This window comes from Microbulbifer sp. SH-1, assembly GCF_011326135.1.
Lineage (GTDB): Bacteria > Pseudomonadota > Gammaproteobacteria > Pseudomonadales > Cellvibrionaceae > Microbulbifer > Microbulbifer harenosus.
Genome location: NZ_CP046948.1, coordinates 3,912,883 through 3,935,128 on the forward strand (window position 1 = coordinate 3,912,883; position 22,246 = coordinate 3,935,128).

Here is a 22,246-nt window from a genome sequence, read left to right on the forward strand (position 1 = left end):
TCGCCGAACTCTGAAACAGAGCCCGCAAGTTACTTCGGGCACTGCAACTGCCTTTCTCTCCCAGTTCTGAGTTCAGAGCCATTTCAAACGCTGTCTGGTTTTAGCAGGATTTAAAGCCAGGTTTGATCGTTACACTCATCCATAAAAAGGACTTTAGCGATGCCAGATATCAATGAACCCAAGGCAATTCAGTTCAGCGAAGCCGGACAGCCAGCAAAAATCAATTATCAGGTGCCATTGCCCGGCGCCCATACCGGGCGGCGGATCATTGAGTTGGATCTGGGGCTCGGCCACAAAGACTTCACCGCGCTGGCGAGAACCGCCGGCACCTCCTACAAGGATTCGCTCGGCATAGATCCGAAAGTGAAAGACAAAATCCTGCCCAACAACACCAAGGTGCAGAATTTTCTGAGCGAGAGTATTCACCGTATCAGCACGCGGATAACCCGGCTGCCGGAGAATGTGAAGCCTCAGCGCGCGACGCTGGATAAAGCAGCATCAGGCAATACCAGCCCACAGATGAAAACCATCACCGCGCTGAACAACGCCATCGATGCGGATATCTTCAAGGAAAACATCCATGTTGGCATGGTCATGGTCCCAAGTGTGGGCTGGGCGGGCAACCTGACTTACACGCCCCACCCGGTTGATTCCCCGGAAAAACCGAAGATATTCCTGGTGGAACGCTACGGTGTCAGCTCCTTCCTGGGTGACTATGGTATGGGCAAAACCGTGAAGACCTTCACGCTGTTGCCGGGAGAGACCACAAAGATTTCCATGCGCACCTGGCAGAGTACCAAGGAGAGCCGTCAGGAATCCTCCAGCATTATCGACTCCCACGAGCAGTCCGCGCGCGAGCGCTTCGCCGACAAGATCCAGAACGAGACCACCGACAAACAGACCAAATCCAAGACCGAAGAATGGCATGTGGAAGCGGAAGTCTCTGCCAGCTGGGGCTTTGGCAGCGCCAGTGTTTCTGGCGGGGGCAGTGGCGAATACTCCAGTGGCCGCGAGCAATTTGCCAAGCAGGCCGCAGAGTCCGTCAAGGAACATGCCGCGGAGGCATCCAGCAAACGCGAAATGTCCGTAACCAGCAGTTCCGAGCGCGAAGAGGAATCCGGTTCCGAAACCATCATCGAACGCACCATCAGCAATGCCAATATGCGGCGCGTACTCAACTTCATCTTCCGCGAGCTCAATCAGGAATACATCACCAAGCTACACCTGAAGGACGTGCGCGTGGCATTTACCAACGGCCGCCGCGACTCCTGGCGCGAAGTGCCGATCTCCGGGCTGCTGGGCTTTCTGCAGGAGTTCGTGGTCGAAGCAAAAATCCCGAAAGTAGCGCGCGCCATCTTGAAGATTGCGGGGTTTATTGCCGATAGCGAAGACGTAATGGTGCCCACGCTTGAGCGGGTAAATCTGGTCGACCACGGCACGCGTATTGAAATCACGCCGGCCACCCTGGACGAAAACGGGGAGTTCCCGGTGCCGACCCCCAATAGCTACTACCGCTTCAAAACGGGGCCACTGCACCAGGACGATGCCAGCAATCCGGTTGACGGCGTGCTGTTGAATGAATCGCGTATCACCATGCGCACCGACAGCGTCATCGTCGAAGCCCTGCTCGGCCAGGCCGATGCGCTGGATGAATACGCAATGTCCATCCAGCGCGCCGCCGCCAACAAGGAAACCCTGGCCAACGACCGTGAGCGGCTAGTGCAAGCCGCCATTGCCGAAGCCAAGCTCGAGGACCGTCTTGAGACCATCGTGGATCTCAATCGCCTGTGTGCACTGGAAACGGCGGAATAAGGAGGAATCCCCCATGCCTCCAAGACATCCCGTTACCGATGTTGGGAGGGTGCTCAATGCGGCCACCCTCACCAACTCACCGGTGAGCGACACCAAAGCGGCCACCGGTGGCGGATCGCCCGCAACCGCGGGGCCAACAATTCATACACTGATGGTGTACGACAGCAGTGACGCCAGGATCAGTGCATTCGCCCCGATTCTGGCGCGGGCATACTATCCCAAGGCAAAACTGGTTGGCATCAAGTCACTGTCAGCACTCGCTTCCGCACTCAGTAAATACAGCAGGATTGATACGCTGATCATCGACGTGCACTCCGGGCCGGGTTTCCTGCTGATCGGCGGCGCGAGTCCCTCGCTCTCCACCGTGCAGCAGGTGCTGGCGAAATCCGGAGTCACTGTACAATCGAAGATCGTTTTCGAAGGGTGCAAGGTCATGGAAGATCCCATCGGCACCTGCCAAATGGTGGAGAAAATCTGTGGACCGAAAACCCAGGTGGTGGGCTTTACCTATTACAGTGTCACCACCACATTTGATATCGACTTCACCGACTTTGACGACGCCGCGGAGATCCAGTCGTTCTATAACGACTTCTCCATGCCATACATGGTTCCAGGGCTTCCCAGCGCCGAAAACTCGGTGGGCAAGGTCATTACCCACGGGCGGCGCTGGTTTCGGGACGAGTACGATGCCACGCTGCCGGAGGACGGTAACTTCCGGCATATCGAGAGCCTGGAGAGCCTCAAAAGCTATACCATCAACACTGCCGAAGAAGCCCGGCGGGCACAGGCAGAGTTCTCCGGTCCGGTTGTACCGGGAGCCAAGGTAACGGTAACGAATGTCTCTGCGGTTGCCAGGGCAAACAAGGAGGTGGAAGCGACGGCAGAACCCTGAGTGGGTACATTCTCGAAAAACTTAAAGGACTGCGGAAATCACCGCAGCCCTTTTTTAACAGAAAGAATTTTCAATACCGCGTCTGTTAAAGGGGCAGTTCGCCATTCACACCAACGGCCGCCAAAAAGACCGGGTCGTGAGAAACAATGAGGAAACTACCCGGATACTCCCGCAGTGCGCCTTCCAGCAGTTGGCGTGAATCCAAGTCCAGGTGATTATCTGGTTCGTCCAGCAGCAATAGGTCCGGCGCCTGCGCACCGCGGGTGACGGCGAGCAGCGCGACCTTTAAGCGCTCCCCGCCGCTTAATGTATTCAGGGGGCGAAGCGCCAACTCACCGCGAAGTCGCATGCTGCCCAGTGCCGTACGCCAGTAGGTCGCATCCTTATCCGGATGCAGGCGCAACAGGTTGTCCAGTGCCGAACAGTGAATATCCCGCAGCGTGAAATCCTGATCCAGGTATAGACAGGTACCGTGTACATGACATTCACCCGATTGCGGCCGCATTTCCCCGCTGATCACTTTCAGTAGAGTGGATTTTCCACTGCCATTGGCACCATTGATATGCCAGCGGGCACCACTGTGCAAGGTCAATGAGATCGGTTTCCGGCTGCCGAACGGTAAACGCAGATTTTCCAGATGCAAGCGGATGCCACCGCGCAACCCCGAGCTGGTCACTGCCAGGCGCTGGATACGATGCTGTTCAAGCTGGCTTTTATCATCGGCCAATTTTTGCTGCAGATGAGCCTGCCGATGAGAATGCTGTTGTTTTAGTTTGCCGAGGCTGTTCCCGGCACGGTTTTTTTGGGCGTCGAGAAGCAGCTTGCTCTGTGAGCCTCGATCATTCTCTCCTTGGCGCTGTCGTTGTGCCGCACGCTGCAAGGCCTTCTGCTGCTGCTGTTCCGTGAGTTGGATTTCTTTGCGTGTGTTTTCCAGGCGCTGCTCCAGTCCTGCAAGCTCCGCGGAGCGAACTTGCTGGTAGAAACTGTAATTACCGCCGTAGTGCCTAAGGCCGGATTCGCCGAGCTCAAACAGGTTGTCCATACACTCCAGTAATTCACGGTCGTGACTGGCAACCAGCGCGCCACCGGGATGTGCGCGCAGCTGTGCGCTCAGCCAGGCACGTCCATGTCTGTCCAGGTGATTGCTGGGTTCATCCAGTAACAGGTAGTGCTCCCGGTGCATAAATGCCGCGGCAAGCGCGAGCCGCGTACGCTGTCCTCCACTCAATTCTGTAACCGGCGCATCCAGCGGACCATGCAGGCCCGCGCTATCCAGTTGTTGCTGCCACAACGCGGGGAGGTGCCAGTAGTCTGCAACAGCGACGAGGTCCGATTCGCTACCGCAACCGGCTTCAATGCGCTGGAAGCAGTCGAACAATTCGCCGCAGTACAGCGCGTCCACCAATCTGTGCCCCCGCAAGCGCTCCAGCTGATCAACGACATAGAATGTGCGACGCCACTCGATTCCGCCATCGTCCGGGCGCCAGTGCCCGGATAGCAGTTTCAACAGTACCGACTTTCCGCGACCATTGGGTGCAACGAGCCCGGAAAGACCCGCTGGCAGGTTGGCACTGAGATTGTCGAGAACAGAATGCCCGTCCAGAGTCAGGCTAATGTTGTGTATGTTACAGATGGTTGTCATAGGCCCCTCCGGGGATCGGAGCGGGCAGCGCATCGGGTGGTATTGCCCGGAAACCTGGGCGAAATAGGTCTCGGGAAAGAGAGCGTTGGAATGGCCATGCGCCGCCTGCCACAGGAATCAGATAGCTCCAGGCTGGAGCCAGTCGGTGTCCGGTGTAGTGCAGGGTTAATTCATCGGCGTAAGGCGTCTCTGAGTGGGAAATGGAGTGGACGGGAAGAGTAGCGAAATCCGGCGAAATGCGCAATGTGACGCATGGGTTTCCTTCTGTCGCGACGTGATCAGTTCGACTTTGGGGGCGTGGGTTACCTCCATATTCCGGGTATTGTGCCCAGCCAAATCGGGGGCCAGCGGGCCTGACTGAAAAAATTTTCAAAAAAATCGTAGATCTGTCGAATTTCGCCAGCGCCATTCGACTAACTTCAAACGGCAGGATCTTACCGGTCCGCTGCAGCTTGAGGGTTCACGCCTCGCGCGGGAACTGACAGGACAAAAAACCAGGCCGGTGGCAGCGCCGGTTGAATCCATAGAAAAACATCAGGAGAAATAACATGACTGGCACCGTAGGTTTACACCGCGTCCTGCGGGCGCCCGCCGAGCGGGTATACCGCGCCTTTATGGACCCGCATGCCATGGCCAAATGGTGCCCGCCAGACGGTTTCTACGCCATCTACGAGCACCTGGAGCCTAAGGTGGGCGGCACTTTCAAGGCCTCGTTTACCAACTTTACCACCGGGCAGAGCCACTCCTTTGGCGGTGAATTCAAAGAACTGGTGGAGAACGAACTGATTCGCTATGTCGATACTTTCGACGATCCAAATCTGCCCGGCACCATGAATGTGACCGTCACGCTGAAGGCCGTCTCTTGCGGTACCGAACTCAGTATCGTTCAGGAAGGCATCCCGGACGTGATTCCCGTAGAAATGTGCTATCTCGGCTGGCAGGAATCCCTGGCGGCACTGGCCCGCCTGGTGGAGCCGGAAATTAGAGAATGACGATTGTTTCGCACCGTAAACCGTAGAAATAACCTAAGGAGAAAACATGAAAAACTTCCTCGCCATGTATCTCGGCGCCCCGGACTCAATGAAAGGATGGGAAAACCTGTCGGAAGACGAGCGTCAGCAGCGTATACAGGAAGGCATGGCTGCCTGGGGCGGCTGGATGGAAAAACACAGCGATATTCTTGTCGCCGAGGGCGGCCCGCTGGGCAAAACCAAACGTATTGACGCCACTGGTATCGCCGATGTCCGCAACGAGATGACCGGCTACGTCATCATAAAAGCGGAAACCCACGACGAAGCCGCGAAGCTCTTCGAAGACCATCCGCATTTCAGCATCTTTCCTGGCGACTGTGTAGAAGTAATGGAGTGCATGCCCATTCCTACACCGTGATTCCATCCGCCCCGAGGTTCGCCCGCAGTGACAATTGCCGGCAGACCTCGACCAAGCCACAGCTGAAAATATGTGGAGCTTATAATGATCAAACTATACGGAACACCTCCAACCCGTGCTTTGCGTGTAATCTGGCTGCTCAATGAGCTGGGCGTGGAATACGAAATGCTGCCCATAGATGTTGCCAACGGCGAGTGTCAGGAGGACAGATTCCTTGCGCTCAACCCCGCCGCTAAAGTTCCGGTGCTAGTCGATGGGGAGCATGTGTTGACCGAATCCGCTGCCATCCAGCTCTACCTGGCGGATAAATATCCTGAAGCTGGCTTTATTCCGGATACGGTGGAAGATAGAGGACAGATGCACCGCTGGATATTCTTTCTGATGACCGAAATCGAGCAGCCGTTGTGGCGTATTGCTCGTCACACCTTCGTGTACCCGGAAAGCAAACGAATACCTCAGGATGTCGAGCTCGCTAAGCAGGAGTGTTCAGCAATGCTTGCCGTGCTGGAGAAGCACATGGCGGATCGCGAATTTATGGTGGGAGACCGGGTAAGTGTTGCCGACTTTAATGCCGCCTACACCCTCGACTGGGCAAATGAAGAGGAATTGCTCAAAGACACGCCGAATTTGAAAAATTACCTGAAATCCATGTACGCCCGACCCGCAGCGCCGATGACCCTCGCCGAGGGGTTCGCGGCTATGGAGACCCAGTAGCCGGCGCGCCTCCTGACCCTTATTGACGCTCCCGACCTGTCTATCGCCGTTAAGTTCTATTGCAGCGCGACAGGTCTGGAGCGTTTCCTATTAAGGACAAGGGCAGTATGTCACCAGGTGGCGATATATCTTTCCGACAATCAGCTGGACTGTTGCACGGCGGCGGGGTCCATCCACATGATTTCCCAGATATGTCTGTCCAGATCCCGGAAGGAGCGGCCATACATAAAGCCATAATCTTCCGGCTCGCGGAAGTTACTGCCGCCGGCTGCTACGGCCTTGCTGAGCAGCGCATCGACCTCCGCGCGGCTGTCCGCAGACAGGCACACCAGCACCTCGGTGCTCTTGCCGGTATCGCAGATTTCAAGACCGGGCGCAAAGCCGCTGAACTTCTCACGGGTGAGGAGCATGACGAAGTTGCTTTCCCCAACAATCATGCATGTGGCCGTTTCATCGGTGAACTGTGGGTTGAACTCGAAGCCGAGTTGAGAGAAAAACTCGATGGATTTCCCCAGATCGGCAACAGGGAGGTTCACGAACATCATTCTGGACATAGCAATTCCTCAGGTAGAGTCAACACAGGATTGCGTTGATACACAATAGTCGCAGCAATCAGTGGAAAATCGACAGTAACGGAAAATTTTTTTGGCGGATAGTGCTGAGATACTCAGAAGCGTGTCTCAGTCGTCATTTGTGCAACGGCCTCAAAAAGGGAAGTCTCTATGGTGACCCAACAGCGCTTGCAGTGAGGCAGAGCCCTCAGCGGAGTGCAACCAGATCAAAGCGCCGAGGTTGCCAAGCACGGTAAACCAGAAGATGAACCTGAATGGCTGCTTGCGGGTTTTGTGTCTCAGCCGCTGTTGCGCCAGTAAGGCGCCGGGCCAACCGCCCAACAGTGACATCAAGTGCAGAGTACTTTCCCTGGTGCGCCAGCTGCCATTGCGCGCCGCGGATTTGTCGAGGAAATAAAGCAGATAGGTCAGCAGGCTCATGAAGATGTAGAGCATTGGCACCAACGGAGGCAATTTACCGAGCGTCGTCGAGCCGACCACCAGACCAAAAAAGGCCAGGCCGACCAGCAGCGGGCGCGAACTGCCGGCATTAGTGCCCGCTGATTTGTGCTTTACCTTCGTCTTTCCCGAGCGCGACATCTATCCTGACACCGGGGTGCTTTTGTTGTCGAAGTCGATCATTTTTTAATGGCTCCCCAGGGTGTTTTACTGGCAGGCTGCGCGGGCTTGGTCGCGTGGCGCGGTTTCTTAATGTCGCCAGTGCTTTTACCACTTTTCGGTGAAAAGTTTAAATTCGACGGCGGCAGGTCCTTCACCACGGGAAATTCCTCAATCGTCACGCGGTCGATGATCCTCCCCAGCCGCCGCTCGACCGCGCACAGCCGTTTGAAATCGTCTTTGGAGACCAGCGACACCGCCTCGCCGGAAAAGCCGGCGCGTCCTGTGCGGCCGATGCGGTGAATGTATTCGTCGGCATCGTCTGGCATGTCATAGTTGACCACGCGCGCGAGCCCATCAATATCAATGCCGCGTGCCGCAACCCCGGTCGCCACCAGCAGACCGATCTTGCCGGATTTAAAGTCTTCCAGTATCCGCGTGCGCGACGCCTGGCTCTTGCCACCGTGAATGGATTCCGCCGCAATACCGCGCTTCTCCAGCTGGCTTACCAACTTTGCCGCACCGTGTTGTGTGCGGATAAAGATCAGCGCCTGGGTCCAATTGCGCTCGCTCACCAGATGGCTGAGTAATGCCGACTTATTGTGCTTGTCCACCGCAATCAGCCACTGAGTAATTCTGGGTGCAGTTTTCTGATGGCTGGCGATGGATACTTCGAAGGGATCTTCGATAACAGATTTCGCCAGCGATCGCACCTGGCTCGACAGGGTTGCGGAGAACAACAGGCTCTGGCGCTGTGCGGGCAGGCGCGCAATGATTTTGTTGAGGTCGTCGATAAACCCCATATCCAGCATCCGGTCGGCTTCATCCAGCACCACCACTTGCAGCTCATCAAAATAGAGGGCGCGCTGATGGGCCAGGTCCAACAAGCGACCCGGCGTGGCCACCACAATATCCACACCTTCGATCAGCTGCTGCTTCTGGGGCTCCAGGTCAACGCCGCCCACCATGCTCATGGAGGTCACCGCCAGATGCTTTCCGTACAGCTGGATATTCTCTTCCACCTGCATCGCCAGTTCGCGGGTGGGCACCAGAATCAGCGCGCGGAAGCGTTTGGCGCGCCGCTTGCGCTCACCGCGCAGTGCTTCCAGTATCGGCAACACAAACGCGGCGGTTTTACCTGTGCCTGTCTGCGCAGTCGCGATCACGTCCCGGCCCTCGACAATGGCGGGGATCGCCTTGCGCTGGATCTCGGTGGGGGTTGAGTAGCCTTTCTCTTCAAGGGCTTGCAGGATCGGGTTGCTCAATCCTAAGGTACGGAATGTCATCTGGGTTCTCTGTACGGGCGTTGGCCGATAATGGATCGGCGGCTGGTTTTAGCGCGGCATGGTAACAGCAATGTACAGAATAGTTGGCAGTCTTTGAGCCCTGGGGCACAGGAGCCAGCGACTGTGAATTCGCAATCGGGGCAGGGGCTCGCTTTCGGCGAGAACTAGTCCATCTGCGACGGGTGGTATCCGAATGGCAAGTCTGGCCGGCCCGGTCTATAGGCCAGACAAATCAAACAGAGCATTCATTTCTTTATCGCTGGAAACCGGGTACTCCATGCCCTCTATTGTTTCCAGCACCGCGCGCCATATATACGGATCGTTCTTCTTGCTCCGCTGTTCCGATTCCTCCCAGTTTGTGCTGTTTATACCTCTATCTTTCGCGGCAATGCGGTCCAGTTTTCCAAGCGTCTCCAGTAACTTTCTAATGAAATTTTTTCCAACATCCGCTCTATCACAGCGCAGTATCAGTTCGTTCCAAAACGTGTTTGCCGCATAGGTTTTACTGAATAATTCTCGCTGTTGAGTACTGGTGCGAGGAAGCGTGCTCCCGGGGCCAAGACGGCCATTCATCACAAACTCAGACCACCTGGCGGTCCCCTCTGTATACCAGGGATTTTTGAAATAGGTATATCCGTTCTGGTAAAGATGAAACAACTCGTGCTCAACAGACCGGTTCTCCCAGCTGAGCGAAGCGGATAAATCAATCAACAGAACGTTGACCGAGTCTTCGCCTGCCGCAGCCCGGTCAAGCTTCGGCGTGCCATCGTAGGCGATGCCATTCATCGGGCCATTTTTGTGGGCGGGTAGGTTCAGCAGGTTTACATCAATATACAGCGCGTGTCCCCGGTACCGATCGCCATCCAACGGCGATATCAGCCCCACCTCCTCTCTGTAGAACTTGTCTACCCGTATGAATCGCTGCGCCAGTCTCTCTATATAATCCGGGGTACCGCTGTTATCCAGGTCCACATGCCGTTCGGCTGGCAGTGCATCCACTCCCTGCAAGGCGTAAAAAAATCTAAAGCGATCATATATCGCCACCTTGTCCAGATTTTCTCGACGAGTAGCCAAAACTTCACCACTAACCAAGTCTGAGAACATTAAAACAAGTACTGAAAATAGAGTTTTCAAAAGTGTCGAGTGCTAGAAAATCATCGTTCTACTAATACTAGCTGAGTGGAAAAGTGCGCCAGGCACTTTTCCGCCACGGAAGAAATTTACCTAGTTGGTGGCGCAATTTGCGTCTGGATTTCGGTGGCGTGCAAATCTCTAAGGTTATTACTTGGATATTTACTTAGGTGGCTGGATGGGAAAAATGGTTATCAGGATTTCACCCGTGCGGCAAATCACAACGCTGTTTGCAGCGTTACCGATGTCGTATCTGAATTCGGATCCAATAGATCGAATATCCCTTCCTCCCGCAATACCCGCATTCCTAGCCGTTGATCGGAAATACCCGGGCGCAGTCGGTAATCAAAGAGCAGCCGCTCGCCTGTCTCCACCGCCTCGAAATAGCGGCAGTCGACCTGGTTGTGCAGCCGTTGCAAATCATCGCTGAGTTCGATGAGGTGGGAGGAAAACATGAATAGACAATTGTCCCGCCTGGAGAAACGCTCGAGGATCGCCAAGGATGCTTCGAATGCGTCTTTCACGTTGGTTCCCTTGAAGGGTTCATCCATCAGCGCCAAGACCCGCTCCCCCCGTGCCACGGCCTCAGCCACTGCTTTAACGCGCAGCGCCTCCGCACGGAAGTAGCTGACGCCCCGCCGCAAATCGTCGGTCAACGAAATGGAGCTGAATAGCCACTGCACCGGCACAAAGCGAAACGTCTGTGCGGGTACGCCCATCCCCAGGTGGGCGAGGTAGAGCGCGGTGGCAAAGGCGCGCAGATAAGTGGTCTTGCCGGCCATATTGGGTCCGGTTAGGAACAGGATGCGGTGTTGCTGGTTGAGTGCAACAGGATTGGCGACAGGGTTAGCGAGATACGGATGGTAGAGGCCTTCGGCTTCAACCTGCATCTGGCCGGTGCAGATTTCGGGTATAGAAAAGTTGTGTTCGCAGGTGGCATCGGCCATGGATACCAGTGCTTCCAGTTCATAGTTGATTGCCAGCAGGCGGTTGAGGGCGTCCTTCTCTTTAACGCGCAGTATTTGGTCGAGTTTGAGCATTTTCCAGGTGCCCCAGGCGCCCACATCATAGTCGGGTATCAATCGGAAGTTCGGACGTGACAAGTGCGCGCGCAATCGTTGCAACAGCGGCCCCAGTTCGCCGGGCGGCTTTTTCAGGGACGGCTGTGTCACAAATGCCCTCAGCGCCTGAATTAATCGGCAGGTCGCCTGGGCACCGCGCACAATGCTGAAATAGTGACTGTCTTGATTGGCCCAGACCTGAAAGGCACCCAGAACAAAATCCAACCGGTTGCGGAAGTCCAGATTTGGCAGAATTTCCTGCAGATAGTTCTGCGTACCTTCAACTGCATACACGGAAGGCATCTGGTTGAACAGTGCGCGCCACTCTGTGATATAGCGAATAGCCTGTTGGGTGAATTCAATACGCTCGCCACTGGCCCAGGGATTTTGCATACGCCGCCGTAAAACCACCGCGCCACCGACGGATCGCGTTCGATTACAGAAATCGAATAGGCTGGCATCGTCAGTATCGGACTCGAATATTTCAAGGTCTTTGACGGTGTGGGAATCGATACCGAGAATATCGGAACTAATAGGGCCAGGCAGCATAAGCGGGATTCCGGTTTGCAAAGCGAAACCGCGATGGAGGCGATCGCTCCCGCAATTCCGATCAAATGGTTATTGTCATGTGCGTTGACTATACAGGATTGCTGATTATAGATGGATATGGCTACCCCATCCTGCCTGCCAACTTACGCTGCCGTCATCGTCAATAGTCTCTCCGCATGGCGATGCAGCTCATCTCGCAGGGCAGATGGCGTAAGAATCTCGAACGCAAAGGGCAGCCGCACCAGTTGGGAAGCGAGCCAGTTCAGGCAGCCGGTGTGGGCGCGCCATAGCACAGCCTCCCCTTTAGGCGTAAGCAGGCCCAGCTCATCACCGAGTACGGCGCTGGCGCTCGCAAGGTCCGTGTGCAGCAGCAGCTCTACTTCGTAGCCTGAGTCCATACTGGCAAAACTGAAGTTGAGGTAGGCGGCGGCATCGAAGTCCTGGGGTCGCTGAAAGGGCGTTTCCAGTTGACGTAGCTGCTGGATACGGTCCAGGCGGAAGGTGCGGAGCTCGGCACGCAGGTGGCAGTGGCCCACCGCGTACCAGCGGCCACGGCGGAACACCAGGCCATAGGGGTCGAACTCACGCCGTGTTGTTTCCTGGTTCCCGTCGTCCTTGCCGTTGCCTTTACCGCTGCCGCCAACGTAGTCGAACACCGTGCGGCACCGGTTCTGGGTGGCGGCGGCCAGAGTTGCCAGCGTGGCACTCTCCGGTGCCGCGCTCGGTACCAGATCCAGCGTGACACTCTTGTCGAGTGCACGCAGCTGTTGTTTCAGTTTCTCAGGCATCACCCGTTCAAGTTTTGCCTGGGCACTGGCTGCAGCGGTGGATATCTCGCCTACACTGAGGCTGCGCGCCGCCAGCAGGCCAAGGGAGATGGCCAGTGTTTCGTCGTTGGTAAACATCATTGGCGGCAGTTTGTAGCCAGATACCAGCCGATAGCCGCCGTGTCGCCCACGTTCGCTCGTCAGTGGTATACCAATCTCTTCCAGCGTCGCGATATAGCGGCGCAGGGTGCGGCCATCCACGCCCAATGTCTGTGCCAACTCGCTACCACTGGCATTGCCATTGCTCTGCAGCAGCTCCAGTAGCGCCAATACACGCGTCGTCGGATTCGACATAAATTTCATCCCGCCAGATTTATTAGGGCGGAATATAGCCTATTTAGCATTTACAGTGCTCGCACTCGGGCCACAAGCCCCCAAACAACCCATGAGCAACGGAGAGCTGCTATGCAAGATGAAGTCATCCTCTATACCAACCCCCAGTCCCGTGGTCGTATTGCGCGCTGGATGCTGGAGGAAGTGGGTGCGCCGTACAAAACGGAAGTACTCGAATACGGCGGCAGCATGAAAGCGCCGGCTTACCTCAAGATCAACCCCATGGGCAAGGTGCCGGCCATTGTCCACCGCGGTGAGGTCGTAACTGAAGGCGCGGCCATCTGCGCCTACCTGGCGGAAGCCTTCCCGCAAGCGGGACTGGCACCTAAGCCCGAGGAGCGCGCCAGCTATTATCGCTGGTTATTCTTTGCCGCCGGGCCGCTGGAATCGGCAATTATCGACACCAAGACATTCGGCGTGGAGCCGGATGCAGAAAAGCAGATGATGGTGGGCTACGGTAGCTACGCTGCAGTGCTCGATAATCTCTCCAACTGGTTTATGGGCCACACCTATGTCACCGGCGAGCGCTTTACCGCTGCCGACGTCTATGTGGGAGCGCAGATCAACTGGGGCCTGAATTTTGGCACTATTGAAAAGCGCATCGAATTCATCGACTACGCCAAGCGAGTCACCGACCGCGACACCTACCGCCGCGCCATGGAAAAAGACGACGCACTGGTGGAGAAGGCCTGATGAAAAAGACCTACCAAGGCAGCTGCCACTGCGGCGCCGTGAAATATGAAGCGGATATAGATCTCAGTGCCGGCACAGGCAAATGCAATTGCTCCATCTGTACCAAGACCCGCGAGTGGGGCGCGATGATCAAGCCGGCGGACTTCCGCCTGCTGCAAGGGGAAGACGCGCTCAGCAACTATCAGTTCGGCAGCAAGCAGGGACACCATTTGTTCTGCAAACACTGCGGCGTGCGTTCGTTCGGCAAAGGCTATGTGGAAGAAATTGGCGGTGACTTTGTCGCCATCTATGTGTCCTCACTGGACAATGTCACCCCGCAGGAACTGATCGACGCACCGATTCAGTATTTCGATGGGCGCAACGACAATTGGTTTAGCGCACCAGCGGAAACCCGCCACCTGTGACCATCTGGGCGGCTCGACTAAGTGTTGGGTCGCCACTTTCTATCAGCCAGAGTGCAATGGACTGCGCCTGGCGGATTAGTGACTCGAAATTCATCTATCTCAGAATTCCGCATTCAGATTTCTATTCCGATAAATATTCCACTCTGACACGAATTTAACTAACCGCACCTGCTGATTTCCTTTCTTGACATGGTTGGTTAGCATCTCATTTTCCTGCTAGAACTATTACTTTCCTCCTTGGTTGCAAAGCTAATAACTCTATGGGATAAAAACCGTCTTTATCGATGTGCCGTTCAAGTAGATTTAGATCAATTGGTACAAAAATGAAGTTTACTGGTCGGCGGATTTGACGAAGTTTTAATTAAAGGGTGCGAAAATGTCTAAAAAACGTAGTTTTGATGGCTTTTCGATGGGTGAAATCGCTGAAATTGCATCTGAGGCTGGCCTTAAAGCCCGTAAGGAAAGCCTGGAGGCTGGGCTGGAAGTCCTGTCACAAGCCCCGGAAACAGGAGATTTTTTTTATGAAAAACTGGATGAAGAGGGGAATGTTATCAAGCGAAAAAAGCCAGTTCTACCTTCTTGAAAATACTTCTATCGGGCTGGGGTTAAACTGGAACGTTTAAGGCCAAATTGTCAACAAAGGACGTGAACCATGTTACATAAATTAATTCGCGATCGTCACCTTACCCTACCTCCGTTCGATCAAGCTCCTTCCGGGGTAAACCAGAACTTTCCCAACGATTTTTCCCCTGTGCCAAACCGAAATTACAATATTCAGCAGTCGACAAATATCGGAAGTTTCTTCCATCGTAAACGATCCAGTCAGATCGTCGCGGGTGCTCATGGAAATAAAGCACACCGCACCTTTCGATGGCTGCCTTGGATTATCGGTAAGGTAAGCTGTGTGCCACTAGCGGGGGCGGATATTCTGACCGGGAGAATGAGTGGCTGTTGGCTTGTCATTTTTCGTTTCCAAGGTGTGGATTACGCCGGTCATATAGGTACTGATACCGCTCCTGATACCCCGGCCTCTCTCCAAGCGAAGGCGGCTTGGCGTAATGCAGTCAATACGCAGCAAATACAACCCATTGCAGCATTCAATCCTGTGGGCCCCAATCTCCCTGCAACGAATATGCTTAACATCAGGGGGGAGGCGCCGGAATTCTACGGTGCGTTCGAACAGTCCGGGCAGGTTTACACCGTAGTCCTCACCGCGCCTGGCTATGGCGGTACTGCACGGCGAATAGCGCGCGTAGTTCAAATGCAGACAACGCAGGATGTAACCGATTTCTAAAATTAAAAATTCGCGAATAAGTTAGAATGTTATCCATAAAGCGTATGAAGGTTTTCGTCAAACCGAAGATTTAAAAGGGATTTCATAAGTGGCGCCATAGATAGGGAACCTTGGAAATCCAGCCTGGTTCTCATAACGAGTACGCGTTTTTCGATAGTTGAACTTTTGTCGCGTCTCTCTGCAAATGACTTCGCAAGTAATATTTTGTTCTCTTCATATTCTAGGTTAGTGGTGCTCTGACACGTTCAGCCGGTAATCATCCTTATGCATAGGAAAATGGCACAGCAACGTTCAGGTATATAGCCATTTCCTACCGCCATATTGAAGCCGAGTAATTTCATCAGATCATCTACACGCCTGGCTGGTTCAGGTAAAGCCTGCGGCGCCTACGTTGTCATCTACTTCTCAAAAACCTGTTAACTCGCAAGTGTTACTTGCATATTCCTCAGCAGCAAGCAGGGACACCACCTGTTCTGCAAACACTGCGGCGTGTGCTCGTTCGGCAAAGGCTATGTGGAAGAAATTGGCGGCCCAGCAAGTGCTGCGCCGCCGCTTCGCACCAGCTGGTATGTAAAAGAGGGGATAAATGTCTGGCAAGCGCGCGCCTACGCTACTCTTTGTAGCGCAGCATCAGTATATGGTTATTCTCTTGGTTGATAGCGAAGTACACCAAGTGATCACCAGCGACCATCAGGTAATCGTTGTAACCGGCTTTGGGGATCGACATCTGGCCCAGCGGCTCACCGGCGGGAGAGTAGCGCACCAGGCGGCCTGCTTCCCGATCCAGATGGTAGAGGTGCTCACCAAACCAGGTAGTCGTCGCGGGAGAGAGACCCGGAACTTCCGCCACCATATTCTGGAAGCGATCAATGATGCCCTCGCTGGTCAGGGCCAGCTGGCCATCGGTAGACACTGCGGGCCAAGTGCCTGTGTCATCAAGTGTGCGTCTGCAGGGATCAGCCTGCGGATCTCCGCTGTCGTTGGCAACAAAAGTGCCGCTTTCCGTGTCGAAGTAGAAGCCGCTGGTGCAGAATGGGCCAAGATCGTGCGATCGGAAATTGATGTCATCACTTGCCGCATAGTCGCTTGGCACTTCACTGACGTAGCGATCAAGCACTTCTCCATCTCGCCCGACGGCGACATAGTTACGCTTTGTTCTGAAGGCCGAGCCTAAGATCAGGGCAGACCCGGTATGATCAAAAACTCGGCTTTGCATCCCCAGTTCCAGGGCAGCAAAGCCTTCCTCGTCGAGAAAGAGTGTTTCTGCAAGTCTGTCGGTCAGGTCGATTCGCATCATAAACCGGGTTTGAAACGATGAGCCTAAAAGCACATAGATCGCATCCTGTAAGGGCGTGTTGATGAGCGTATTCTTGTCGGAATAATATACTTCACCAAGGGCACCAGGATTCATATCTACCGGCTCAAGAAAGTGCCCGCTCTTGGAGTCCCAGCGATACATATCCTGCACATCGGAGTGCCAGAAGTAGACGATGCCGTCGCTACCCATAAAGGCGCTGCGTCGATCGTAACCGCTGCCCAGCACTACTCGCTGCAGGCACACTTCCCCATTCGTATCGCTTTCGATACTGCAAAGAAAATCCAGGGGCTGAACGTCATCGGTATCCACGACACCATCCCCGTCGTCGTCCTCATCGGCGTTGTCGTCAATGCCATCGCCATCCGTATCCCGCCATTTAGAAGGATCCATTGGCCAAGGATCATCGTCGTTGCTGACGTCGTCACCATCCTTATCCGAATCGAACAGATCCGGATTTCCGTCCCCATCCGTGTCCAGGTATACGGGCATTTCCACCAGCAGTGTTTCCTCGGAAACTTCGCCGTGACGATTGCGCGCCGTCATCTCAAAGGTGTACACCAGCAACGGACTTTGGATCTCCGAGGAAAGAACAAAATGGCCCGCGTGATCCTGTTCCAGCTGAAAGTCGACAGACTCCCGAACCTCGATCTCCTCTCGGGGATCGGATAATTTATCTCCCAGTACTTCCTCCGCTTTTGTCAGTGCCGCGGAATAATTCAACAGGTTTCCACCGGGGTCGCGGAAGAAGGGCGCTGCATCAAAACCGGCACGAGTAGCTCCCAGGTTCTCCACATCCTCCGCCCTATTCGGGCTGGAGCCTCGCAACAGCGGTGTTGCGAGACCGCCCCTGGCAAATGGCTCCTCCAGGTACTCATCCAGCGTGGCAAACAGGGTGTTATCCCGATAGCCATCCCCATCGCCATCAAAGCCCAACTGCATATACATGTTGTTGGGATACCAGCCCCCCACGAGCATACTGGCAGCGGCTTCAGTAGCACCGCTAAAGCGCAGCGCCAGCGGCTCCGTACCGGAGTGCAGAATCTCTACCTTCCCGTCGGAAAACTCAAGGGTACCGGAAACTCTTTCAATCACATTATGGAAGTAGACCCCGTACTGGTTCCGGTACAGGTCGAACAACAGGTTTTCCGCGCGGATATGGAAGCCGCTGTCGTCACGAATGGAGAGGTCCAGCAGCACATCTCCCGGGCGTCCGTCGATGCGCGAGTTGAAGAGTTCGGTAACTCCGTCTATAGCCAGGGTTCCGCTATCGGCGACTATGCGATAACCGTCGTATTCGTGCCGCATATAGCGCTCACCAGCTTCATCCCACAGAAAGCTCTGGCGCTCCGCTCCGGACAGGGTTACCGGCCCCTCGATCCCCGGGAGGCTCTCCACACAGTCAGAGTAAAATGCGGATAAGACGGTATTTCCTTCGGAGTAACGCATTTCCAGGGAGCCACCATAGCGGCAGTCGAAAACACCATTCTGGACATCAAGGGAATTAAAACCCCAGGTATATTCGTCGAAGTAGGTATAGTAGAGCTCTTGCGCAAGCGCGTAGAACTCATAGAAGCTTCCGGAGAGCAGCGGTGTGTTTTCCAGAGTGATTTCTGCCGGGGCGCTGTCGATGGCGACCCGATCGCGCAGCTGCTGTGGAGTGGCTGTAAACTGGGAGGGCTCCGGCGGCTCATCTCCACCGCTGCTCTGCCCGGGACCGCTGGAACTCGACCCCCCGCCGCCGCAACCGGTAAGCAACAACAGCAGGGTCCACAAAAACCCCTTTCCTGAAAATCCGTTTTCGCACATTTATTTTCCAACATTGATTGGTTGACTATTTGATTGGCAGAAAACCATAAATGGCGCACGAGAACCAGCTCATACAGCGCTAGTTTGATGAAATGGACGCCACTACTGGCAAATGCGATGTGATCACAGCGAGCAATGAATAATGAGTGCGTGAATTGGGGCAGAATACTGACTTTGAACTTCTTTGATTATTGACCTGGCCCAATTTGCTTCGATCTCAGTTCTGCCCGCCTTGTGCGCAAAAATGTGTAAGAAAGGCCTGGACTTTAGGCGAATCCGCTAGCCTGCCATGATAAACAGCATGAATGGCTTGTCTTCCCCAGTCCACATGCCTTGCTATAGCCACTAGCTCGCCCCGTTTTAACTCCTCTTTGACCTGATATTCAAAAAGCCTGGCCACACCCATGCCGGTCAGACACAAGGTCTTCAAGGTCGCATAACTGTTTGCGCTGTAGGCGGTGCGAGTGGCAAGTTCATGATGGATGTTGTCATGAACATAATCCCATTGATCGTACAACTCTCTGTGCCGAAAATTCAGGCAGGCATGATGGGTGATTTCCTCCGGCTCCTGCGGAGTGCCCGCTCTTTCCAAGTAAGTTGGCGACGCTACTACTACCCTGGCTACTTCAAATAGTTTTCGGGACGTTAACGTCGAATCTTCCAAGACCTGGCTGCTGCGAATGGCAACATCAATATTTTGAGAGGGTAATCGCAGCATCGTATTGCTGAATAGCAGGTTTACCCCTATCTGCGGAAATTGCCGGGCAAAATCCGCCAGCGACGGGGCAATCAAGTATTCTCCAATGGTTGAGCTGGCAGTAATGGTTAGGGTTCCGGCCGGCGCTTGATCAAAGGCACCGACATTTTCTACTAACGCCTCCAGCGCCAGAAGCTGTTTGAGACCTTCAGCGTAGATGTATCGCCCCACCTCCGTAATCTCAATTGCCCTCGTCGTGCGGTTGAAGAGCCGCTTGCCAAGCAGCGTTTCCAGCCTGGCTAATGACTTGCTGATCGCCGGGGGCTGTACATCCAGGCGATCCGCTGCCGCTGACAGACTTCCAGCTTCAGCCACTGCACAAAACACACGCAATAGTGCTAGTAGATCTTTATCCATTGATTCCTTGCTGGAAAATATCAAATTCCGTAACAAACCTTAATCGGAAATTATATGGGGCCCATACTAGCGCCACAACTATTGGAGACTGTCTGATGATACTAAAGCTTAAGAAAAGAAATCCCGTCAATAAGGCGTTGCAGGTAGCCTACATTGCTGCGGCTGTTATCTGCTCAGCAATTTGTGCTCCGAGCCTTGCCGGCGTTGTGGATACCAGCCGCACCGAGTTGCTTGACTTGAAATTGCCAGAAAACTGGTATCTCGGTGAAGTCGCGGGGCTGGAGTTTATGCCATCCGGCGATCTTGTAGTTTTCAATCGGGGCCTGCATCCGCTGATGCTCTTCAACCGGAAGGGCCATTTCAAGCGCGAACTGGGCATCGGATTGTTCAAAATGCCGCACGGACTATCTGTCGATAAGGAAGGCTATATCTGGACCACTGATCAGGAGACCCACCAGGTGCTCAAAATGGATATAGAGGGTAAGATCCATCTGATCTTGGGACGTCGCGACTCTCCGGGGACCGGCTGGTTTGATAACGGTTACCAACTTAACTTGTTGAACGCTCCCAGTGACGTAGCTCTGGATAGCAATGGCAATATTTACGTGGCTGACGGCGGAAACTTTCGGATTGTTAAGTACGACGCGGATGGCAATCTACTGGGCACCTGGGGGCACAAAGGCGAAGAGGCTGGATTATTCAATTTTCCCCACTCTGTCTACATTGACGAGCGGGATCGGATCTACGTCACTGACCGGCAGAACGCCCGCATCCAGATTTTTGACACCGACGGTCATTTCATCAATCAGTGGCGGGATATCGGTTACCCATATGAGTTGGAACGCTATGATGAAAACACACTGATCCTGACCGACGCCAGAAGTGGTGAAATCAACAAAGTGAGCATGGATGGTGTTGTGATCGAGCGTTTTGGAAAGTGGGGCAAACGTGAGTCGGAATTCGGCTTTCCGCACGGCTTGGCTGTCGACAATCAGGGTGTGGTCTATGTCGGCGAATTGCTGAACTGGCGCACCCAGACTTTCAGGTAATCCACCCCGGCTCCAGCGCAAACACCAGCACACCGTTCTAGACCAAGCAAGGATAACGAGGGTGATAAAGATCGCCAGTACGGCGAAATAGGTCTAAGCGGGTATGGTTTCAGGATCGGCGACCAGTAAGAAGCACCAAAAGCACAAGGGCGTACCCATGTCTATTGCGCGGAGTTCCGATTACCCTACCAACCAGGTCTGGAGTGCCGACGCGACGTATATTTGTCTGGTTCGAGGCTTTGCTCACGGGATACATTCAAATAGTGTATCCCGGTACCTGATTCCATTTTAGAAATGATTTGCCGCTTTGCGCTTCAATACAGCCCGGCACTGTGTTCACAGCGCATAGCGCGCAATATAGTGCGAAATATCCACGAGCCGTGACTTGCCACTGAACTCGAAACGCACCTTGCCAACTTCAGAGAAATACATCTCCAGCTCGCTGTCGATATCGAATGTGCCGGAGGTTTCTACCGACCAGGCCACGATATTCTTGTAGGGAAGGGAAGTGAAATCTTTCTTGCTACCGGTAAGGCCTTGCACATTCAACGCGATGATACGTTTGCTCGTAAATACCACGCCGTCGCGCATGGATTTGAACGAGTCCAGCACTTCTTCACCATCCAGAAGCAGCGGTGCCACCTTCTCGGCGAAGTCCGAATTCTGTTTGAGCTTGAATACGCTCTTATTACTGAAATCGATCATTTCTTGGCGGCTCCCTGGGTCTTGCGCAGTCATTGAACAACATACGGCAAGTCAGGCTACCCTTTGACGTAGGTAAAGCCGTTGCCGTTATTTTCATTGATGGTAACTTCATAGCCTATATTTTTATAGCAGTTTATCCATGCGTCAAAAAAACTATAAGGATCGGCTACATGGTAAACGCCACAGTTTGAATCGAAAAAGTAAAGTTTATCGCCGCGGCTTCGGTAGGCTCCCACCGCATGGCCACCTCCCTGCTTGCCTTCGACAGTAGAGCGCAAGGTAAAACTAATATAAACACCGCGGCCCATCTTAAGATGTTCTCGCTCGCAAGCATTTAATATAGAAGGCAATACCTCGATTTCACGCAAAAATCCGCGTTCTACATAACCGCTCATTGTTGTCCGTTGGAAGGGCGTCATTTTAGTTACAAGGACATCGTTACCATCTGGGTAAGAAAGAGGCTTGAGTCCGTATAGTTTAATAGGGGAGTTTTTCTGAAAATTAGATACGTACTCAATCTGGTATGTTGCCGCCGCAGCCACAGTATCAAGGTTTTTACCCGTGTGGATATTACCGCCGGCGGAGTTTCCCCTGAAAGAGTTCCCGCTGGTTTGCTTTTCTTTAAGCCAGGCGCAGGTTAAGGATGCGCAAACACCACCCTTGATTAGATTGAACTGATCACTCGGCAACGCGACATGGTTGATGGCTCCACCATTTATTTCTCCATGGGGATCCAACGCGAAAATAGATTTTCCCTGTTGAAACTTATAAACCTTCTGTGAAAACTCGCGCAGGGATTGAAAATTGTTATTACCGGCCATAGCGTCTTCCTTTGTCACATTGGCGTTGATCCTAGGATTTCCCTACACATAAGATCCCGTTTTTCCGTCAAGCTTTGCGTGGGCTTTTTGTTATGTTTCTCGGTAAAGATTAGTCGCTGATACAAAACCTTGGGGCGCGGATTGGCTTCTGAAGCATCCAGCTTCGCAATAGGCAATTTCTTTCGATGCGCCGCTTTCAGAAGTTATAAATCACGCCAAGTCGTTAAAATCGCGCGT

At 54.0% G+C, this 22,246-nt stretch carries 21 protein-coding genes; 10 read left to right on the top strand and 11 right to left on the bottom strand.

Features of this window, described 5'->3' with window-relative positions:
• Nucleotides 1-159 precede the first annotated feature (159 nt).
• Together GNX18_RS16140 and GNX18_RS16145 are read left to right on the top strand one after the other, a co-directional pair.
• Entirely contained in the window at nt 160-1,812 is a 1,653-nt protein-coding gene (locus tag GNX18_RS16140) for a hypothetical protein (RefSeq protein ID WP_166219384.1), read from the top strand.
• Nucleotides 1,813-1,825: 13 nt separating this feature from the next.
• Entirely contained in the window at nt 1,826-2,704 is an 879-nt protein-coding gene (locus GNX18_RS16145; protein ID WP_166219386.1) for a hypothetical protein, read from the top strand.
• Between the two features lie 85 nt (nt 2,705-2,789).
• Here the strand turns inward: GNX18_RS16145 and GNX18_RS16150 are convergent, their stop codons facing one another.
• Nucleotides 2,790-4,346, bottom strand: coding sequence for an ATP-binding cassette domain-containing protein (locus GNX18_RS16150; RefSeq protein WP_166219388.1), 1,557 nt, complete (start codon nt 4,344-4,346; stop codon nt 2,790-2,792).
• 548 nt (nt 4,347-4,894) lie between these two features.
• On the opposite strand from GNX18_RS16150, the gene GNX18_RS16155 reads away from it, so the two are divergent.
• From GNX18_RS16155 to GNX18_RS16165, 3 genes are all read left to right on the top strand, one after another.
• Nucleotides 4,895-5,338, top strand: coding sequence for an SRPBCC family protein (locus GNX18_RS16155; protein ID WP_166219390.1), 444 nt, complete (start codon nt 4,895-4,897; stop codon nt 5,336-5,338).
• Nucleotides 5,339-5,384: 46 nt separating this feature from the next.
• The gene (locus GNX18_RS16160) at nt 5,385-5,735 is read left to right on the top strand and encodes a YciI family protein (protein ID WP_166219392.1); all 351 of its coding nucleotides are present in this window, start codon (nt 5,385-5,387) and stop codon (nt 5,733-5,735) included.
• An 84-nt stretch (nt 5,736-5,819) separates the two neighbouring features.
• Complete coding sequence (locus GNX18_RS16165) at nt 5,820-6,449, top strand: glutathione S-transferase family protein (protein WP_166219394.1); 630 nt, start codon at nt 5,820-5,822, stop codon at nt 6,447-6,449.
• 140 nt (nt 6,450-6,589) lie between these two features.
• Here the strand turns inward: GNX18_RS16165 and GNX18_RS16170 are convergent, their stop codons facing one another.
• The 6 genes from GNX18_RS16170 to GNX18_RS16195 all read right to left on the bottom strand — a co-directional run bounded on the left by GNX18_RS16170 (nt 6,590) and on the right by GNX18_RS16195 (nt 12,766).
• Entirely contained in the window at nt 6,590-7,003 is a 414-nt protein-coding gene (locus tag GNX18_RS16170) for a VOC family protein (RefSeq protein ID WP_166219396.1), read from the bottom strand.
• 150 nt (nt 7,004-7,153) lie between these two features.
• The gene (locus GNX18_RS16175) at nt 7,154-7,600 is read right to left on the bottom strand and encodes a DUF1294 domain-containing protein (protein ID WP_166219399.1); all 447 of its coding nucleotides are present in this window, start codon (nt 7,598-7,600) and stop codon (nt 7,154-7,156) included.
• Nucleotides 7,601-7,638: 38 nt separating this feature from the next.
• Complete coding sequence (locus tag GNX18_RS16180) at nt 7,639-8,904, bottom strand: DEAD/DEAH box helicase (RefSeq protein ID WP_166219401.1); 1,266 nt, start codon at nt 8,902-8,904, stop codon at nt 7,639-7,641.
• A 216-nt stretch (nt 8,905-9,120) separates the two neighbouring features.
• The gene (locus GNX18_RS16185) at nt 9,121-10,038 is read right to left on the bottom strand and encodes a hypothetical protein (RefSeq protein ID WP_166219403.1); all 918 of its coding nucleotides are present in this window, start codon (nt 10,036-10,038) and stop codon (nt 9,121-9,123) included.
• Nucleotides 10,039-10,253: 215 nt separating this feature from the next.
• Nucleotides 10,254-11,645 (bottom strand): hypothetical protein, encoded by a 1,392-nt coding sequence (locus GNX18_RS16190; protein ID WP_166219405.1) that lies wholly within the window; start codon nt 11,643-11,645, stop codon nt 10,254-10,256.
• Between the two features lie 143 nt (nt 11,646-11,788).
• Complete coding sequence (locus tag GNX18_RS16195) at nt 11,789-12,766, bottom strand: YafY family protein (RefSeq protein WP_166219407.1); 978 nt, start codon at nt 12,764-12,766, stop codon at nt 11,789-11,791.
• A 111-nt stretch (nt 12,767-12,877) separates the two neighbouring features.
• Here GNX18_RS16195 and GNX18_RS16200 point away from each other — a divergent pair, with 111 nt between their 5' ends.
• The 4 genes from GNX18_RS16200 to GNX18_RS16215 all read left to right on the top strand — a co-directional run bounded on the left by GNX18_RS16200 (nt 12,878) and on the right by GNX18_RS16215 (nt 15,196).
• Entirely contained in the window at nt 12,878-13,498 is a 621-nt protein-coding gene (locus GNX18_RS16200) for a glutathione S-transferase family protein (protein ID WP_166219409.1), read from the top strand.
• The gene (locus tag GNX18_RS16205; protein ID WP_166219411.1) at nt 13,498-13,902 is read left to right on the top strand and encodes a GFA family protein; all 405 of its coding nucleotides are present in this window, start codon (nt 13,498-13,500) and stop codon (nt 13,900-13,902) included. The genes GNX18_RS16200 and GNX18_RS16205 overlap by 1 nt, the downstream gene beginning before the upstream one ends.
• A gap of 376 nt (nt 13,903-14,278) precedes the next feature.
• On the top strand, nt 14,279-14,485 hold the full coding sequence (locus GNX18_RS16210; protein WP_166219413.1) for a hypothetical protein: 207 nt from the start codon (nt 14,279-14,281) through the stop codon (nt 14,483-14,485).
• A 69-nt stretch (nt 14,486-14,554) separates the two neighbouring features.
• On the top strand, nt 14,555-15,196 hold the full coding sequence (locus GNX18_RS16215) for a hypothetical protein (protein ID WP_166219415.1): 642 nt from the start codon (nt 14,555-14,557) through the stop codon (nt 15,194-15,196).
• A gap of 610 nt (nt 15,197-15,806) precedes the next feature.
• Here GNX18_RS16215 and GNX18_RS16220 read toward each other — a convergent pair.
• Both GNX18_RS16220 and GNX18_RS16225 read right to left on the bottom strand, forming a co-directional pair.
• Nucleotides 15,807-18,287, bottom strand: coding sequence for a hypothetical protein (locus GNX18_RS16220; RefSeq protein ID WP_166219417.1), 2,481 nt, complete (start codon nt 18,285-18,287; stop codon nt 15,807-15,809).
• A gap of 250 nt (nt 18,288-18,537) precedes the next feature.
• Nucleotides 18,538-19,434 carry a LysR family transcriptional regulator gene (locus GNX18_RS16225; protein ID WP_166219419.1) on the bottom strand — a complete coding sequence of 299 codons (897 nt, stop codon included), beginning with the start codon at nt 19,432-19,434 and terminating at the stop codon, nt 18,538-18,540.
• Between the two features lie 95 nt (nt 19,435-19,529).
• Between GNX18_RS16225 and GNX18_RS16230 the strand changes: the two genes are divergently transcribed.
• Nucleotides 19,530-20,483 carry a peptidyl-alpha-hydroxyglycine alpha-amidating lyase family protein gene (locus tag GNX18_RS16230; protein WP_166219421.1) on the top strand — a complete coding sequence of 318 codons (954 nt, stop codon included), beginning with the start codon at nt 19,530-19,532 and terminating at the stop codon, nt 20,481-20,483.
• A gap of 336 nt (nt 20,484-20,819) precedes the next feature.
• Here the strand turns inward: GNX18_RS16230 and GNX18_RS16235 are convergent, their stop codons facing one another.
• Together GNX18_RS16235 and GNX18_RS16240 are read right to left on the bottom strand one after the other, a co-directional pair.
• On the bottom strand, nt 20,820-21,188 hold the full coding sequence (locus GNX18_RS16235; protein ID WP_138234543.1) for a PH domain-containing protein: 369 nt from the start codon (nt 21,186-21,188) through the stop codon (nt 20,820-20,822).
• Between the two features lie 56 nt (nt 21,189-21,244).
• Nucleotides 21,245-22,009, bottom strand: a complete 765-nt coding sequence (locus GNX18_RS16240) for a hypothetical protein (protein WP_166219423.1) — start codon at nt 22,007-22,009, stop codon at nt 21,245-21,247.
• Nucleotides 22,010-22,246 lie beyond the last annotated feature (237 nt).